Source organism: Variovorax sp. OV700 (genome assembly GCF_900099805.1).
Taxonomy (GTDB): domain Bacteria; phylum Pseudomonadota; class Gammaproteobacteria; order Burkholderiales; family Burkholderiaceae_C; genus Variovorax.
The window spans coordinates 149,303-166,236 of record NZ_FNDR01000001.1 but is presented as its reverse complement, the minus strand read 5'-3'; the positions used below and the strand labels follow the sequence as shown (position 1 = coordinate 166,236).

The following is a 16,934-nucleotide window of genomic DNA, read 5'->3' as shown; positions in this document are numbered from 1 at the left end:
TTCCATGTGCTCACGTCGCCGGCGCGATCCAATTTGCCAACAAATGGGATACCGCGTCGAGACGACATGCGTCGGCATTCCGGCGCCCACCAAGGAAGCACATGACCACGATTACCGGCTCCAACGGCAGCGACCTTCTCACCGGCACGGCCGGAAGCGACACAATCAACAGCGGCAACGGGGACGACACCGTCAGCGGCGGAGCCGGGGCCGATTCATTGAATGGTGGCGCGGGACACGACACGCTCGATGGCGGTAGCGGCAGTGACCAGCTCAACGGGGGATCGGGGAACGACACCCTGATCTACAACGTCAGCGAAAACCTCGTGGCGGGCACCAAGGACGTCTACACGGGCGGGGCGGGAGTCGATACGCTCCAGCTTCTGTTCACGCGGGCTCAGTGGCTGGACTCTGCCACCCAGACGCAGATCGCCGCCTACCTGGCCCATCTTGCGGCAGTGACCAATGCGAAGACCGGTGAGGTTTCCAATGGCTCGGCCAGCGATTTCGTCTTCACCTTCGGGTCGTCCACGCTGACCGTCCAGATGACCGAAGTTCTGAGAATCCTTGTGGACGGTGTCGAGGTGAATCCGGCCAACGAGGCGGCGACGGCACTGGGCGACGCGGTCACGACGACCGAAGACGGGCCGGGGATCCAGATCCATGTGCTGCAAAACGATTCGGTCCCCGACCTGGTCAAGAGCTTGGCGCTAACTTCGGCGCCGGCCCACGGGACGGCGACGCTCGTTCAGCCGGCGATGGGCGATCCGTCGACCTGGTATTTCCAGTACCAGCCCCATGCAGCCTGTTTTCAGCACCTGGCCGCGGGCGAGAACGCAACCGACACCTTCAGCTACCAGGTGACCGACGCCGATGGCGGGACGGGACTGGCCACGGTGACCGTCACCATCACCGGCACCAACGATGGTCCGGTCATCACGGCCCAGGACCTGGCGGGTGCGGTGAGCGAGCAGGTCGTGCCGGTGGGAATGCTGAGCGACAGCGGCGTCATCGGTTTCAGCGACCTGGACCTGAGCGATGTGCACCTGGTGAGCGCCACCGGCACGCCGGTCGGCAGCGTGCTGGGCAGCCTCACAGCGATCAAGAACAACGACACCACGGGGACCGGCACGGGCGGCCAGCTCACTTGGACCTACACCGTGGACGCCACGGCCGTCGAGTACCTGGCCGCGGGCGAGACCCGGGTCGAGAGCTTCACCATCACCGTGAACGACCAGCACGGCGGCATCGTCACCCGGCAGATCGATGTGACCATCACCGGCACCAACGACGCGCCGACGATCGGCGCGGCCGATCCGGCTGCGGCGGTGACCGAGGATGCAGCGTCGCCGACCCTGAGCGACAGCGGCACGATCACCTTCGACGACGTGGACCTGAGCGATGCGCACAGCGTCAGCGTGGCGGCCGGTGCAGGCAACACGTTGGGCGGGGTCTTGACGGCCGGCGTCAGCGATGCGGCCACGGGCGCGGGCGACGGCACGGTGAGCTGGAACTACAGCGTCGCCAACGCGGCCACGCAGTATCTGGCCCAGGGCCAGACGGCGACGGAGACCTTCACCGTCAGCATCAACGATGGACACGGCGGCACGGTCAATCAGCAGATCACCGTGACGGTGACCGGGACCAATGACGTGCCGGTCATCGGCGGCGTCGCCACCGGGGCGGTGAGCGAGGATGGCTCGACGCCGAACCTGAGCACCAGCGGTGCGCTGACGATCGCCGATGTGGATGCGGGCCAGTCCAACTTCGCGCCTCAAGCAGGCACCGCCGGCAGCAATGGCTACGGCAGCTTCACGCTGGCGGCCAATGGCAACTGGACCTTCACGGCCAACAACAGCCAGGCGGCGATCCAACAGCTGGGCGCCGGTCAGTCGCTCAGCGACAGCTTTACTGCAGTCTCGTCCGATGGAACAGCCAGTCAACTCGTGACCGTGACCATTACCGGGACCAACGATGTGCCCGTGATCGGTGGCATGGCCAGCGGTGCGGTGCAAGAAGATCTTGCGGTGGCTGCTGGCAACCTTGCGACCGGTGGTGCGCTGACGATTGCCGATGTCGACCAGGGCCAGTCGAACTTTGCGCCTCAAGGGAGCACTGCCGGCAGCAGTGGCTACGGCAACTTCACGCTGGCGGCCGACGGCAGCTGGACCTACGCGGCCAACAATGGTCAGGCGGCGATCCAACAGCTGGGCGCCGGCCAGTCGCTCACCGACAGCTTCACCGCGGTGTCCTCCGACGGCACAGCCAGCCAAGTGGTGACCGTGACCATCTCAGGCACCAACGACGTGCCGGTGATTGGCGGTGTCGCGAGCGGCGCGGTCAGCGAGGATGCTTCGACTCCGAGTCTGAGCACCGGCGGTGCGCTGACGATTGCCGATGTGGATGCGGGCCAGTCGAACTTCGCGCCTCAAGCGATCACTGCTGGTAGCAATGGCTACGGCAACTTCAACTTGTTGGCTGATGGCAGCTGGAGCTACACGGCCGACAACAGCCAGACAGCGATCCAGCAGTTGGGCGCCGGCGAGTCGATCAGCGACAGTTTCACGGCAGTCTCGTCCGATGGAACGGCTAGCCAACTCGTGACCGTGACCATCACCGGGACCAATGACGTTCCAGTGATTGGCGGAGTCGTCACCGGCGCGACGAGCGAGGATGACTCGACCCCGAACCTGAGCGCCAGTGGTGCGTTGACGATTGCCGATGTCGACCAAGGCCAGTCGAACTTCGCGCCGCAAGCGAGCACTGCCGGCAGCAATGGCTATGGCAGCTTCAGTTTGCTGGCTGATGGCAGCTGGAGCTACACGGCGGACAACAGCCAGGGCGCGATCCAGCAACTGGGCGCGGGTCAATCAATCAGCGACAGCTTCACCGCCGTGTCGTCCGACGGCACGGCCAGCCAGCTCGTGACCGTGACCATCACGGGCACCAACGATGTGCCGGTGATCGGCGGAGTCGCCACCGGCGCGACAAGCGAGGACGACTCGACGCCGAACCTGAGCACCAGTGGTGCGCTGACGATCACCGACGTGGATGCGGGCCAGTCGAGCTTTACAGCCCAGGCCGGTGTCGCCGGCAGCAGCGGCTACGGCAACTTCACGCTGGCGGCCGACGGCAGCTGGACCTACACGGCCAACAACAGCCAAACCGCGATCCAGCAACTGGGCGCCGGCCAGTCGCTCAGTGACAGCTTCACCGCGGTGTCGTCCGACGGGACCTCCAGCCAGGTGGTGACGGTGACGATTACTGGTACCAACGACGTTCCGGTGATTGGCGGCGTCGCGAGCGGCGCGGTGAACGAGGATGCCTCGACCCCGAACCTGAGCACCGGTGGTGCGTTGACGATTGCCGATGTCGACCAAGGCCAGTCGAACTTTGCGCCACAGGCGAGCACCAGCGGCAGCAGCGGCTACGGCAGCTTCACATTGGCAGCCGACGGCACTTGGACCTACACCGCAGACAACAGCCAGAGCGCGATCCAGCAACTGGCCGCCGGGCAATCGATCACCGACAGCTTCACCGCAGTCTCGTCCGACGGTGCGGCCAGCCAGGTGGTAACGGTGACCATCACCGGCACTAACGACGTGCCGGTGATCGGTGGCGTCGCGAGCGGTGCGGTCAGCGAGGATGCCTCGACCCCGAACCTGAGCACCAGCGGTGCATTGACTATCGCCGATGTCGACCAAGGCCAGTCGAATTTCGCGCCTCAAGCGAGCACTGCCGGCAGCAATGGCTACGGCAGCTTCAACTTGCTGGCTGATGGCAGCTGGAGCTACACAACCGACAACAACCAAAGCGCGATCCAGCAACTGGGCGCGGGTCAATCGATCATCGACAGCTTCACCGCAGTGTCCTCCGACGGCACGGCCAGCCAGGTGGTGACGGTGACCATCACTGGCACCAACGATGTGCCGACGATCGGCGGCGTTGCCAGCGGCGCGGTCAGCGAGGACGCCTCGACGCCGAACCTGAGCACCGGCGGTGCGCTGACGATTGCCGATGTCGACCAGGGCCAGTCGAACTTCGCACCACAGGCGAGCACCGCCGACACCAACGGCTACGGCAGTTTCACGCTCGCAGCCGACGGCACTTGGGCCTACACGGCCGACAATAGCCAGGCGGCGATCCAGCAGTTGGGCGCTGGCGAGTCGATCAGCGACAGTTTCACGGCAGTGTCCTCCGACGGCACAGCCAGCCAAGTGGTGACGGTGACCATCACAGGCACAAACGACGTGCCGGTCATCGGCGGGGTGGCCAGCGGTACGGTGAGCGAGGATGTCTCGACGCCGAACCTGAGCACCGGCGGTGCATTGACGATTGCCGATGTCGATGCAGGGCAGTCCAGCTTTACAGCCCAGGGCGGCACCACCGGCAGCAGCGGCTACGGCAACTTCACGCTGGCGGTCGATGGCAACTGGACCTACACGGCCGACAACAGCCAAAGCGCGATCCAGCAGCTTGGTGCGGGTCAATCGATCAGCGACAGCTTTACTGCAGTCTCGTCCGATGGGACGGCCAGCCAGGTGGTGACGGTGACCATCACAGGCACCAACGATGTGCCAGTGATCGGTGGGGTGGCCAGCGGTGCGGTGACCGAGGATGCCTCGCCCCCGAACCTGAGCACCAGCGGTGCGTTGACGATCACCGATGTGGATGCAGGAGAGTCCAGTTTCACAGCCCAGGCCGGCACCGCCGGCAGCAACGGCTACGGCAGCTTCGCGCTGGCGGCCAATGGCAACTGGACCTACACGGCCAACAACAGTCAGGCGGCGATCCAGCAACTGGGCGCAGGTCAATCGATCATCGACAGCTTCACGGCAGTGTCGTCCGATGGGACGGCCAGCCAGCTCGTGACAGTGACGATCACTGGCACCAATGATGTGCCGGTGATCGGTGGCGTTGCCAGCGGCGCGGTGAGCGAGGATGCTTCGACCCCGAACCTGAGCACCAGCGGTGCGCTGACGATCGCCGATGTGGATGCGGGCCAGTCGAACTTCGTGCCTCAAGCGAGCACTGCCGGCAGCAGCGGCTACGGCAGCTTCACGCTGGCGGCCGATGGCAACTGGATCTATGCGGCCGACAACAGCCAGAGCGCGATCCAGCAACTGGGTGCCGGCGAGTCGATCAGCGACAGTTTCACGGCAGTGTCGTCCGACGGAACTGCCAGCCAGGTGGTGACGGTGACGATCACTGGCACCAATGACGTGCCGGTGATTGCTGGTGTGGCAAGCGGCGCGGTGCAAGAAGATATTGCGGTGGCGGGGGGCAGCCTCGCGGCCAGTGGGGCGCTGACGATCGCCGATGTGGATGCGGGCCAGTCGAACTTCACGCCTCAAGCAAGCACCGCCGGCGGCAATGGCTACGGCAGCTTCAACTTGCTGGCCGACGGCACCTGGACCTATACGGCCAACAATGGTCAGGCGGCGATCCAACAGCTGGGTGCCGGTCAATCGATCAGTGACAGCTTCACGGCAGTGTCGTCCGACGGTACGGCCAACCAGGTGGTGACCGTGACCATTACCGGGACCAACGACGTTCCCGTGATCGGTGGCGTCGCCGTCGGCGCGGTGAGCGAGGATGCCTCGACACCGAACCTGAGCACCAGCGGCGCGCTGACGATCGCCGATGTCGATGCCGGAGAGTCCAGCTTCACAGCCCAGGCCGGCGCCGCCGGTAGCAACGGCTACGGCAGCTTCACGCTGGCGGCCAATGGCACCTGGACCTACACGGCCAACAATAGCCAGACAGCGATCCAACAGCTGGCCGCAGGTCAATCGATCAGCGAAAGTTTCACTGCAGTCTCGTCCGATGGGACCGCCAGCCAGGTGGTGACCGTGACCATCGCCGGCACCAACGATGCACCCGTCCTGAGTGCTGCCGCGACACCCGCTTTGGCGTCGGTCAACGAGGATGCCGGCGGACCGATCGGGGCCGTCGGGACGCTCGTATCGAGCCTCGTGAATCTGAATCCGCCGGCCGGCGGCCTCGACAACGTGAGCGATGCTGACAACGGCGCCATCACCGGCATCGCGTTGACGGGCGTGAATGCCACCAACGGAAGCTGGTGGTATTCGACCAACGGCGGCGGAAGCTGGGCGGCGGTGGGTGCGGTGTCGGACGCGTCCGCGCTGCTGTTGGCCGCGGACGCGAACACGCGTTTGTACTTCCAGGCCAATACGAACTTCAGCGGCGCAGTCAGCGATGGCATTACCTTCCGCGCCTGGGACGAAACAAGCGGCGCCGCCGGCACTACCGTGAGCACGGTGACCCATGGAGGCAGTTCTGCGTTCTCGAGCGCCACCGACACGGCGAGCATCACCGTCAGCGCGGTGAACGACAACCCTGTGGCCGTGGCTGACAGGATCATCGTGTCGAGCAGTACGCTCGTCACGCTGTCGGCGAGCTCGCTGCTTGGCAACGACACCGACATCGACGGCCTCGCCTTGACGATCACCAGCGTCGGCAGCGCGGTCGGAATTTCCGGCCTGACCCTGGACGCCGCCAACGGCACGATCAGCTTCACCAGCGGCAGCACGGCGGGGGCCACGGCCGGCAGCTTCCAGTACACCGTGTCGGACGGCGCCGGGGGCACTTCGACGGCGACGGCAACGATCGACGTCAGGGCGGTGTCCAGCGGCAACGGCGCCGAGACAATCGATCTCAGCACGAGCGGCACCTACCAGGCCTCCTTCATCGATGGCCGCGGCGGCGCCGACAACCTGACCGGCGGTACGGGCGGCGACGTCTTCATCGGAGGAAGCGGCAGCGGGGCAGATACGCTGCTCGGGTCTTCCGGCAACGACCTCCTGATCGGCGGCGACGGCAACGACACACTGTCGGGCGGCGCCGGCAACGATGTACTGCGTGGTGGCATCGGCAACGGTGACACGATGGACGGCGGTGCCGGCAGCGAAGACCTGCTCGACTTCTCGGACGGGACTCTGGCGGTCAATTTCACGCTGGTCCAGAGTGCCGCATCGACCGGCATCGCCAACGGCACCGCCGGTCTCGGCAACAACGACACCTACCAGAACATCGAAGGCGTGATTGGAACGGGTCTGGCCGACACCCTCACGGGCAGCGCCTCGAACGACATCATCCGCGGCGGCGCCGGCAACGACACGCTCGATGGGGCAGGGGGCGCTGGTGACCTGCTCGACTTCTCCGACGGCACGGCTGGCCTCACGTTCACGCTGACCCAAAGCAGCAGCACGACAAGCTTCAATGCCAGCGCCGCGGGGCTAGGCACCGACAGCTACAAGAACTTCGAGGGCGTCATCGGCACGACCTTCGCCGACACGATCACCGGCTCGGCATTGAACGATCAATTGCGCGGCGGCGGCGGCAACGATGTGATCAACGGCCTTGCAGGCGACGACCGCATCGCCGGCGGGACCGGCGCCGACATACTCACCGGCGGCGCCGACAACGACACCTTCGTCTTCGACTCGGCACCCAACGCGGTGGACTCGGTCACCGACTTCAATGCTTCGGGATCAGCGGCGAGCGGCGACCTGGTCGAGCTGTCGCTCGGCACCTTTACGGCCCTTTCGACCTCGAGCGGAAGCACGCTGTCGGCGGTCGAGTTCGCGTCCTCGGACGGCGGCGGTGCGGGAGACGTCGTGGGCGCGGGCGTGCATGTGATCTACGACAGCGCAACGGGCAACCTGTACTACGACGCAGACGGCCTGAGCGCCGCCAACCGCACGCTGGTGGCAACGTTGACGCTGACCAATCCGGCCGACACCTTCGACAGCAACGACATCAAGGTGGGCCTGTGAGCTTTCGCCAGCCGCCCGCGGATGCGGGTGGCAGCGCGCGAGAGACATCGACATGAAGCCACTCCTCCAGCTTCTCAAGCGACCGCTTCTCTTTGTCGGCGGCTTTTCGTTCTTCGTGAACCTGCTGCTGCTGGCTCCCGCGCTCTTCATGCTGCAGGTTTTCGACCGGGTGCTGACGAGCCAGAGCCGGGAGACGCTGCTGGTGTTGTTGCTGGGCGTCGGCGTGGCGCTCGGCCTGATGCTGATGCTGGACTATCTGCGCAGCCGTCTGCAGGGCGTCGCGGGCAACCTGATCGCCGAGCAGCTGTCTCCGGTGGTTGCCAAGGTCATGCTGGTGCACACGGCGCGCCGTGCCGAGCGCGCGCCCTGCGAAGGCTTGCGCGACGTCGCGGCGCTGCGCAACCTGTTTTCTTCCCAGGGGCTGCTGGCCCTGTTCGATGTGCCATGGGCATTCGTCTATGTCGCGGTCATCTGGCTGGCGCATCCGATGCTGGGTATGGCTGCGGCCGCCGCGTCGTTGCTGATGCTCGTCCTTGCCGTGGTGAACGATCGCATCACGCGCCGCGATATCGAAGCCCTGCAGAAGGAAGCCGCCAGGGCCACGCGCTACCTCGAATCGTCGATGCAGAACGCGGAGCTGGCGCAGTCGCTCGGAATGGGGGAGGCGGTGATCGGGCGCTGGCGGACTCTCAACGCCGGCGTCGCAGCGCTGCAGGGGCCGACCGCGCGCAAGTCGGTGGCGATGGCCGCGCTCACGCGCACCACGCGCCAGGCGGTGCAGGTGCTGTTGCAGGCACTGGGCGCCTACCTGGTCATCACGGGCGAAGGCACGCCGGGCATCCTGGTGGCCTGCACCATCCTGCTCGGCCGGGCGCTGGCACCGGTCGAACAAGTGGTGGGTAGCTGGCGCGTGTTGGCCGAGGGGCGCCTGGCCTTCGCGCGCCTGTCCGAGGTGCTGGGAGCCGCCGAGCGCCAGCCGCAACGCATGGCGCTGCCGGCTCCGAGCGGCCGCCTGCACGCGGAAGGCCTCGTGTTCCGGCCTTCGCAGGGCGAGCGGATGATTCTCGCCGGCGTGTCGCTGAGCCTGGAGCCCGGCGAGTCGCTGGCCATCACCGGCGCCAGCGGTGCCGGCAAGTCGACGCTGGTGCGCCTGCTGACTGGGCTGTGGAGGCCCCATGCAGGTGTCGTGCGGCTGGACGACGTCGACATCGCGCAATGGCCGCGCGAAGAACTCGGCCCCTGGCTCGGCTATGTGCCGCAGGATGTCGAGCTGTTCGCCGGCACCGTTGCCGACAACATCGCGCGGCTGGGCGAGGTCGATCCAGACAAGGTCGTGCAAGCGGCGCAGCGTGCCGGCGTGCATGCGCTGATTCTGACGCTGCCAGAGGGCTACGACACCGTCGTCGACAACATGGGCGTGATGCTGTCGCCGGGCCAGCGTCAGCGCATTGCGCTGGCACGCGCGCTCTATGGCGACCCGAAGCTGCTGGTGCTGGACGAGCCCAACTCCAACCTGGACGGGGCGGGCGAACTGGCATTGGGCGAGGCCCTGAAGGCGCTGCGCGGCCAGGTCACGGTGATCGTCGTCACGCACCGCAGCGCGCTGGTTCAGCACATGGACAAGCTGATGGTGCTGGAGGCCGGCCGCGTCAAGCAGTACGGCCCGGTGGCGGAAGTGATGCAGACGATCAGGCGTGCGGGCCAGAACCCGGGCGGCGCCCAGGTGGTAATGATGCCGGCGCGCGCTTCGGAGAAGGTGTCATGAATCATTCGGCACTTGCGATCGCGGCCAACGACCCGCTGGCGCTCCATGTGCGCGAAGCGCGTCGCCTGGCGCACTGGGGCCTGGCCGCGCTGGTCTGCGGGCTGCTGCCGGCTGCCGCCTGGTTGAGCTTTGCCCCGCTGTCGTCCGCCGTGGTGGCGCAGGCGTACGTGAAGGTGGACCTGAACCGGCGCCCGGTGCAGCACGCCGAAGGCGGCATCGTGCGCGAAGTCCTGGTGCGCGACGGCCAGCATGTGCGGCAGGGGGAGCCCTTGCTCGTGCTGGGCGACGTCTCGGTCGATGCCGACAGGAACCGGCTGGACCATCGCGTCAAGACCGAGCGTGCCAGCCTCGCGCGGCTCGACGCGGAGCAGACCATGGCGCGTGCGATCGCTTTCCCGCCCGACGTGGTCGAGACCGCGGCAGCCGATCCGCGCCTGGCCGCGCAGCTGAACAAGGAGAACGCACTGTTCGAAGCGAGGCGCGATGCGCTGGTGGGGCAGGTGCGCCTCTTGCGTTCGCAACGCGAGAAGGTGGCCGAGGAAATCGTCGCACTGCGCGCCCAGATCATGCGGGCGAGCGAGTCGATGACCTTCCAGAAAAACGATCTGGAGACCAACCGCAAGCTGCTCAAGGACGGCTTCATCTCGGCCGCGCGCATTGCGCAGTTCGAGGGCACCGTGGCCGATTACGGCGTGAAGATCGAGGAGCGGCGCGCGGAGCTCGCGCGCGCCGAGCAGCGCACGGTCGATGCCGATCTGCGCATCCGCTCGCTGGAGAGCGAGTACCGCCAGCAGGCGAGCGACCAGCTCAAGGTCACGGCGGCCCGGCTGGCGGAAATCGAGCAGGAGCGGCGCAAGTCGACCGATGCCTCGGCGCGGCAGGTAATCACGGCGCCGGCCAGCGGCGAGATCATCGATCTGAAGTATTCGACGCCCGGCGCAGTGATCCCGCCTCGCGAGACCATTGCCGACGTCGTGCCCGACGACACCCGCCTGGTGACCGATGCGCGCGTCCGTCCAGAAGACATCGGCCGCATCCAGCGCGGGCAGCCGGCCGAGATCCGCTTCACGGCATTCAAGTACCGCACCACGCAGCTGGTGCATGGCAAGGTGGTCTATGTGTCGGGCGACCGCCTGATCGACCGTGCGACCGGCGCTCCCTACTACTCGGTGCTGGTCGAGGCCGATGCGGCCTCGCTCGCGATGGCGGGCGACCTGAAGCTGCTGGCCGGCATGCCGGCCGAGATCTACCTGCAGGGAGACGAGCGCACCGCACTTCAGTACCTGGTGGAGCCGATCACCCAGGTGCTGCGCCGCGCCGCGCGCGAGCGTTGACGACGGACCTGCACCGCGGCGCGCATTGCGCCGCCTCTGTGCGGATCATTCCTCAGCTTCGAGTCAGGTTCGATCTGGAAGACTCCCTCCAACCGCTGGAGGTCGAGATGGGCGAGAGCTTCCTCTACATGGGGCACAGAATCGACACGACCATCGTCGAGCGGGCCGGTCGCTTTGAATGGTCCTACCAGATCGATGGCCGCAAGCCCGTCTACAGCCATGAATCCAGCGCACAGTCGGTTGATGCTGCCGAGAGTGAAGCCGAAGCCGCCGCACGCCTTGATGTGGATCTCCGGTATTACAGCTTTGCTTTGAAGAGGGGGTGATCACCATGAGTTTCGAATCCTTTGGCGCAGGCCGGCCCGGAGCGGGCCTCCTGCTCTTCATCGCATCGATGGCTGCGCCCGCGTTCGCGCGTGACACGCGGCTGGTACTGCCCATCTATCCGGTGATGCAGCAGGTTGCCACGCGCGATGCCATCGGCAACGACGTCCAGCTTCGCTTTGCGACCCAGCCGCAAGCCAAGGTGCCGCAGGAGCAGGTGCTCAAGGCTGAAAGCTATGCCCGGCCGTTCTCCACGACGCAGCGCTATGCCGACGGCCGGCCGGTGATCCGCAGTGACGAGGAAACCTGCCGCGAGGCGATGCGCAATACGCTGGTGGCGCTCGTCGAAGCGGCGCGCGCGCGAGGCGTGCGCGTGGTGACACAGGTCGAGAGCTTCTACGAAGGCAACGTGCTTTCGACGCCCGGTGCCTATGAATGCCATGCAGGAACCGGCAGCGCCGAGGTCCATCTGCGAGGCTTGGCAGGCGTCGATGGCAGCGGGAGCTCTGCGGCGGCAAGCGCCGGCATCGACGATGTCGATGCTGTTCCCGGTCTGCGCGCGGAAGGCCGCGCGGCCTATCAAAAATTCTTGCAGAGCAAGCCGCCACGTGCCTTCGTCATCCGTCAGGCCGGTGACCATTCATGGTTCGGCTGGGCCGACGGATTGGTGCCGCGAGACATCAATCGCCCCTCGGACCCGACGCAGCGCGCCCTCGCATATTGCCGCGAGAGCAGCCACGGCGAGTGCAGTGTCTACGCGGTCGACTACGCCGTGGTCTACCAGAAGCCGCAAACCGTTGCGGCCGAGCCGAGTGCGGCGGCCGCGGGCCCCACCGTCAGCCTCTACAGGTTGCCGGCCGACAGCCATTTTGCCGACGTTAACGATCCTTCCCTGGTGCCCGTGCGCGAGAACAGCAGAGACCGGTACCTTCGATTCCTTGCCTTGCCCATGCCACGCGCCTTTGCGGTCGCGGCCGATGGCAGCGCGGCCCTTGCTTCCGGCGGGGCTGCGATGGCGGATGTCCTGAACACCTGCGAACGCGAAGGAAAGACCTGCTGGCTCTACGCCGCGGACGACCGCGTGGTGTGGCAGTCCGACCCGCGACAGCGCATCGGCCGTGTCAACCAACTCTCCAGAGTCCAACAGGACATACGCGCCCCTTGAACGATTTCGACCGGATGGGGCGCGGATAACTCGGTCTGAGCGACTGTTTTCATGGCTCTGTGCCAGCAGGGCAGGGCTTGGCGCCGGCCCGCGGTCCGATGTGTTGGCGCCGGGCAGCCGAAAATTGACGGTCAAAGTTCAACCGGCGCAGGAAGGCATCAGTTCTCAACGGACACGACGAAACTGTCGTAACCATCTACAACGCGTGCAACTGACCCTAGGAGGGTTCAACATGCACCGCGTTCCGATTCCTTGCGCCGACGAGTATTGAGCTGCAATGCTTCTGTGGAAGCCTCAGAGGACGGTACAGCCACGCGGCACCTGTCTCGCAAGGCAGCGATTGCGCACGCGAGGGAATGACGTCGGACCTGTTGCGGGTGCCGCAGAGAGTAAGTTCCGCTGGCGCCTATTCCGAGTGGTGATTGTGAAACTTAATTATTAAGTTCAGCATGCCTGCGTTCTCCGGACGCCGCGACGTTGACCTCATCGCCAGCACCGAGACGCACCCAAGAACAGATGATTATTCAATCTAACTTGGAAAGCCTAATATGAAAAAGTCATTACTCATAGCGGCAGTGCTGACGTTTGGAGCCGGACAGGCGCTCGCCGGGGCACACTTTTTCAGTGCCGATGCATCCGTCAATTCGAATGGGGCGCTGGTGGTCAGTTTTGATGAAGCCGGAGTGGCGAATGCAACAGTGACCGAAAGCCTTACTGCTCAAGGCTCGGCGGTGTACGCGTGCATCAACCACGGGGGAAAGAATCCGAACGCCAGCAACAAGACTTCCGTCGCGGGAGCCGTGCGTGCTGACAACACTTTCTCAGCCACCAAGAACGGCCGAGTCAAGGGGACCTTGGAAGCCGGCCCTCCGGACGAGGGCAACTTTTCGTGCCCATCTGGTCAAGATCTCATCGTGGCATGCGTCAGATACACAGACGTGTTGCTCTCTGATCTGACCAACGGTGTCTCGATTGTGCCAACTGGCACTTTCTCCAGAAACTTCTTGAGCATCCCAGGCTCTTGTCCCAATTAAGCAAGAGACCGCGTTGAAAGGGCCCTGGGCAAGCCCAGGGCCACAACCAAGGACACCGTCGTGGCGCATCGAAAACGTGGAACGCGCCGAGCGCTTGCAGGTCTTTGCCTGGCAGCCCTGTCGGCAACCGCGGGTGCACGGGTGTTCGCCGCCGAAGCTCAGAAGCCGTCCTCCGTCGAAGCCGATCGGATCGAACAATCAGCCGGCGCCGACGAGTCTGGCGTGGTCAGCCATGGCGGCGCGCTCTACAACCCGTTCAGCACCGCTGTTGACACGGCCGCGTCAAAACCTCACGCCGACGCCGCGCCGACACGACAAGACGCGGACGAAAGATTGCCCGACCTCATGGCGACGGCAGTGACCGCGCTCGTTGCTGCTGGGTTCCTCGTCATTCTTGTTCGCGTCCTGATTGCGAGTTAGGAACGCCTGCGCCTTGACTCGAAGGCAAACGTGTTTGCACAGTGGCGCGGCGAATCGTGATGGGCAGTACCGTGGTGCGCCCATCGGGCAGGTTGACCCTTTCAGCTATAAACTCGATTTCCGCAGTGCCGTCCAGGCGAAGGAGTTCTTGATGAGTTTGGATTTCCCTTTCGGTCGCACGGCACTCGCCTTCTGCGCCGGCTCCCTCTTCACCGTGACTTCCGTGATCGCCAGTGAGGTCGACAGCCAGGCGAAAAATGAGAGCGTCGTCATTGAGAAATTGGCTGCTCGCACCGGACCGGAGAGCGTTGTCGTAGAGAGCGCGGGAGCTTACGGAGTCAACACGGATAGCGTCAGGCGCCATCTGGCCAACACCTTGGCGGCGGATTCGGCTCTGACACCTCGACCACGTGACAACGAGCGGTACAGCTTCGACGGGAGGGTCCGCACCTATGTCGTGCTGGTACGCCCGGCCATTGACAATCCTATGAACAGCTATTCGCCATACGACAGCAGTTCGTTCCGCCGAGATGCCGTAGCCGCGGATGCGTCGAATCTCGGCTTGCTTCAAGCAATGTTCAAGCGCCTCGCTGCGGATTGAACGAAGCGCCGGCCACGCCATCCCACGCGGTGCGGGTAGTCCCGAACCGACCGATCAAGCGCACGAGATGCTGAGCTCAGGAGAGCGCATCGGCGACTACAAAGCGTTCAACGATTTTTTCGGCGTTGATCCGATGCCGTCGTAGATGACCTCTTGGGTCTTCAGCGAAGTGACGGTCCGCGGAGCGCCGGGCGTACCGCTGCCGCCAGCGGCAACACGTTCTTTCAGCCCGGATCGGCAGCTTCAGGTTCAGCTGATGAACCGCACAGCAAGCAGCGCGAGCAATTACAAGAACACCATGAAGATATTTCCCGGTAGCAGGTTGCGTTCCATGTGCGTTCTCCAGTGAGATGGACAACTGGCGCCGCTTGTTTACCTGTCTTGGAGCAAAGCGGTTCGCCGTGAAGTCACTGTAGAAGTTGCGCCGCACGGACGCATGAGCGGTACGCACCTTCTCCAGGGAGACAAATGCCCGCTCCTCACTACTACCGCCCACGACAAAGCGACTCCCGGAGGCCGGAATGAACGCAGCCGAAAGATCGACCTTCCACGCTCTGCCACCTTGACGGCATCGGCAGCGGGATGCGGATACTCCGCGAGCCGCGCGATATAGGTGAGCCATGTGCGCTACGCTTCCATCTGCGCGCTTGCGTTTCGTGATGGTGCCCACCGGGTGCTTTTTCGTACCGCCAGGACTGAGAAAATAGCGCTAGACGAGATCGAATGACGCCAAACGAGAACCGAAACAACACTGGGCCAGCGGGCGGTTTGCCCCGGAGCACCCGTGCTGCCGAGGCCATGCGCGTCTCGGTTGCGCCCATAATGGATAAATCAGAAATCTGAGGAAAATCAACTACTTAGGGGCGTCCGTGTGCAGCGCGTGTGCACTGGTTTTGCAAATCCAGCCTGTTTGCAAGAACCCGAGCTCGATGATTTCTGTCTGTTACGCCAGTTTTCTAAGTCAACCCTGGGGCGGTGTGGGGCGGCGCCTTTACTTGGGGCATCCAAAGGACCGCACCGACTCGTGGGGGGAGGCGGAACTCGAACGGCCTCCAGATGTCATCGCGCTGCTTGAACGAGGTAGCTTTCCGGGGAAGGTGTGGAGCCCGTCAAACCCTCAAGGATTTCGCAGACTGGTTCTGCACTATCGCGAACAAGCGCTTTGCCGTCCAGGACCGCACGGTCAGGTCCGGCAGAGCTTCAATCTATCGACCTGATGAGGAAGCATTTGGATAGCGCATGGTCGGCGCTGATGGCCGGATTGAGCAAGGCGGGGGCGGCTGCTCCCGCCGATCTAATCTCAAGCTTCCCAATCAAGTCCGCCGTCGCCTTCAAAAGTTGTGCTGAATGCCGGCGCCCACGGCGCGCACCACGTCATTGGCAACGCGATTGTTCGGATCGCTTCGATCAAGGAAAGCGTATAGGTTGGTGCGTTTGCTCAGGTTGTAGAGGTAGCCCAACTGGAATCGCTTGAGCTTGGCATCGCGATCCGTTTGGACATCCTTGGTCATATAGTTGCCCACGAGCTTCCCGTTTCCCAGGTCCCAAGACGCACCGATGTAGTGGACGTCCGTCTTGCTCCGCGACGTCGGGCCGCCCTGGGTGTTGTCCCGGTTGAAGAGCACCCATGCACGGATGGCGCCGAAGTCGTATGAGGCAACGGCCATCCACTTGTCTTTGACGTCGTTGACCATGGCCCCGCCCCGCTTTTTGTTCTGTCCATAGCCCACGCCCAGACCCAGCGGCCCGCTGCCCTCGCCATAGCTGAGCGACACGTCCGCTTGCTTGTAGTCGCTTTCGAAACGCACAGGAGTGTTGGCGGCCTCCGTGATCCCATCGCCGTTGAGGTAGTAGCCAGCGCGAAACACAAAGTTGTTGACGATGGGGCTCGCGTAGCCGATGGCATTCGATTCCCGCGTCCGTGCGTTCAGGATCGAGGTGCCCACGGCGGTTGCACCGGCATCGTGGATGACGAACTCCGTATGTCGCGTGACCAGCGCGTACAGCGGAGTCCTCGTAGGCGCGGCCGAATCGAGACGGCCGACGGCGACTGCGCCGAAGCCGCCAGCCAGACCCACGTAGGAGTTCCGCAGGGCCGTTGTGGCGAGGCCGGTGTCCGAAGAAACGCTCATCTCAAGGCCGAACTGAGCTTTCAATCCATCGCCGAGATCCTCCACACCTCGAAATCCAAGCCGCGACGCATTGCTCGTCATCTGTTTGGAAGAGGTCGGGCCCGCCCTGACAAAGTCGATGCTGGTGTCCATCCGACCGTAGATCGTGACGGATGATTGCGCCGCAACTGTCATGGGCACCGCCGCACAGGCGGCAATAGCAAACGCACACGCCGAATACCGTTTCATTTTCCTCACTCCGTAAAAATATTGAACTGGCGTCGCTGGCACAGCCGCTGCACGGTGTCCCCGCAGCGCGGCCACCGGCGCGAGCCAGACTGGTTGCCGCTTGGATGGCTGAATCGAGTTGGGTTTGTTCTC

9 protein-coding genes are annotated in these 16,934 nt (G+C 64.5%); 8 read left to right on the top strand and 1 reads right to left on the bottom strand.

The window, feature by feature from the left end; translation table 11 throughout:
• The first annotated feature begins 101 nt into the window (after window positions 1–101).
• The 8 genes from BLR24_RS00760 to BLR24_RS00730 all read left to right on the top strand — a co-directional run bounded on the left by BLR24_RS00760 (window position 102) and on the right by BLR24_RS00730 (window position 14,442).
• Window positions 102–7,799 (top strand): VCBS domain-containing protein, encoded by a 7,698-nt coding sequence (locus BLR24_RS00760; protein WP_175543133.1) that lies wholly within the window; start codon window positions 102–104, stop codon window positions 7,797–7,799.
• A 52-nt stretch (window positions 7,800–7,851) separates the two neighbouring features.
• Window positions 7,852–9,564 (top strand): type I secretion system permease/ATPase, encoded by a 1,713-nt coding sequence (locus BLR24_RS00755; protein ID WP_093011209.1) that lies wholly within the window; start codon window positions 7,852–7,854, stop codon window positions 9,562–9,564.
• Entirely contained in the window at window positions 9,561–10,898 is a 1,338-nt protein-coding gene (locus tag BLR24_RS00750; protein ID WP_093011206.1) for an HlyD family type I secretion periplasmic adaptor subunit, read from the top strand. Before BLR24_RS00755 ends, BLR24_RS00750 begins: the two co-directional genes overlap by 4 nt.
• Window positions 10,895–11,224, top strand: coding sequence for a hypothetical protein (locus tag BLR24_RS00745; RefSeq protein ID WP_093011203.1), 330 nt, complete (start codon window positions 10,895–10,897; stop codon window positions 11,222–11,224). The genes BLR24_RS00750 and BLR24_RS00745 overlap by 4 nt, the downstream gene beginning before the upstream one ends.
• A 5-nt stretch (window positions 11,225–11,229) precedes the next feature.
• Complete coding sequence (locus BLR24_RS00740; protein WP_139188685.1) at window positions 11,230–12,387, top strand: hypothetical protein; 1,158 nt, start codon at window positions 11,230–11,232, stop codon at window positions 12,385–12,387.
• 548 nt (window positions 12,388–12,935) lie between these two features.
• Window positions 12,936–13,421 carry a hypothetical protein gene (locus BLR24_RS30215; RefSeq protein ID WP_139188684.1) on the top strand — a complete coding sequence of 162 codons (486 nt, stop codon included), beginning with the start codon at window positions 12,936–12,938 and terminating at the stop codon, window positions 13,419–13,421.
• 60 nt (window positions 13,422–13,481) lie between these two features.
• Entirely contained in the window at window positions 13,482–13,841 is a 360-nt protein-coding gene (locus BLR24_RS00735) for a hypothetical protein (RefSeq protein WP_139188683.1), read from the top strand.
• Between the two features lie 151 nt (window positions 13,842–13,992).
• Window positions 13,993–14,442 (top strand): hypothetical protein, encoded by a 450-nt coding sequence (locus BLR24_RS00730; RefSeq protein ID WP_093012679.1) that lies wholly within the window; start codon window positions 13,993–13,995, stop codon window positions 14,440–14,442.
• 1,331 nt (window positions 14,443–15,773) lie between these two features.
• Here BLR24_RS00730 and BLR24_RS00725 read toward each other — a convergent pair.
• Window positions 15,774–16,802: a porin gene (locus BLR24_RS00725; RefSeq protein ID WP_093011194.1), complete on the bottom strand. Its 1,029-nt coding sequence runs from the start codon at window positions 16,800–16,802 to the stop codon at window positions 15,774–15,776.
• Window positions 16,803–16,934: the final 132 nt, after the last annotated feature.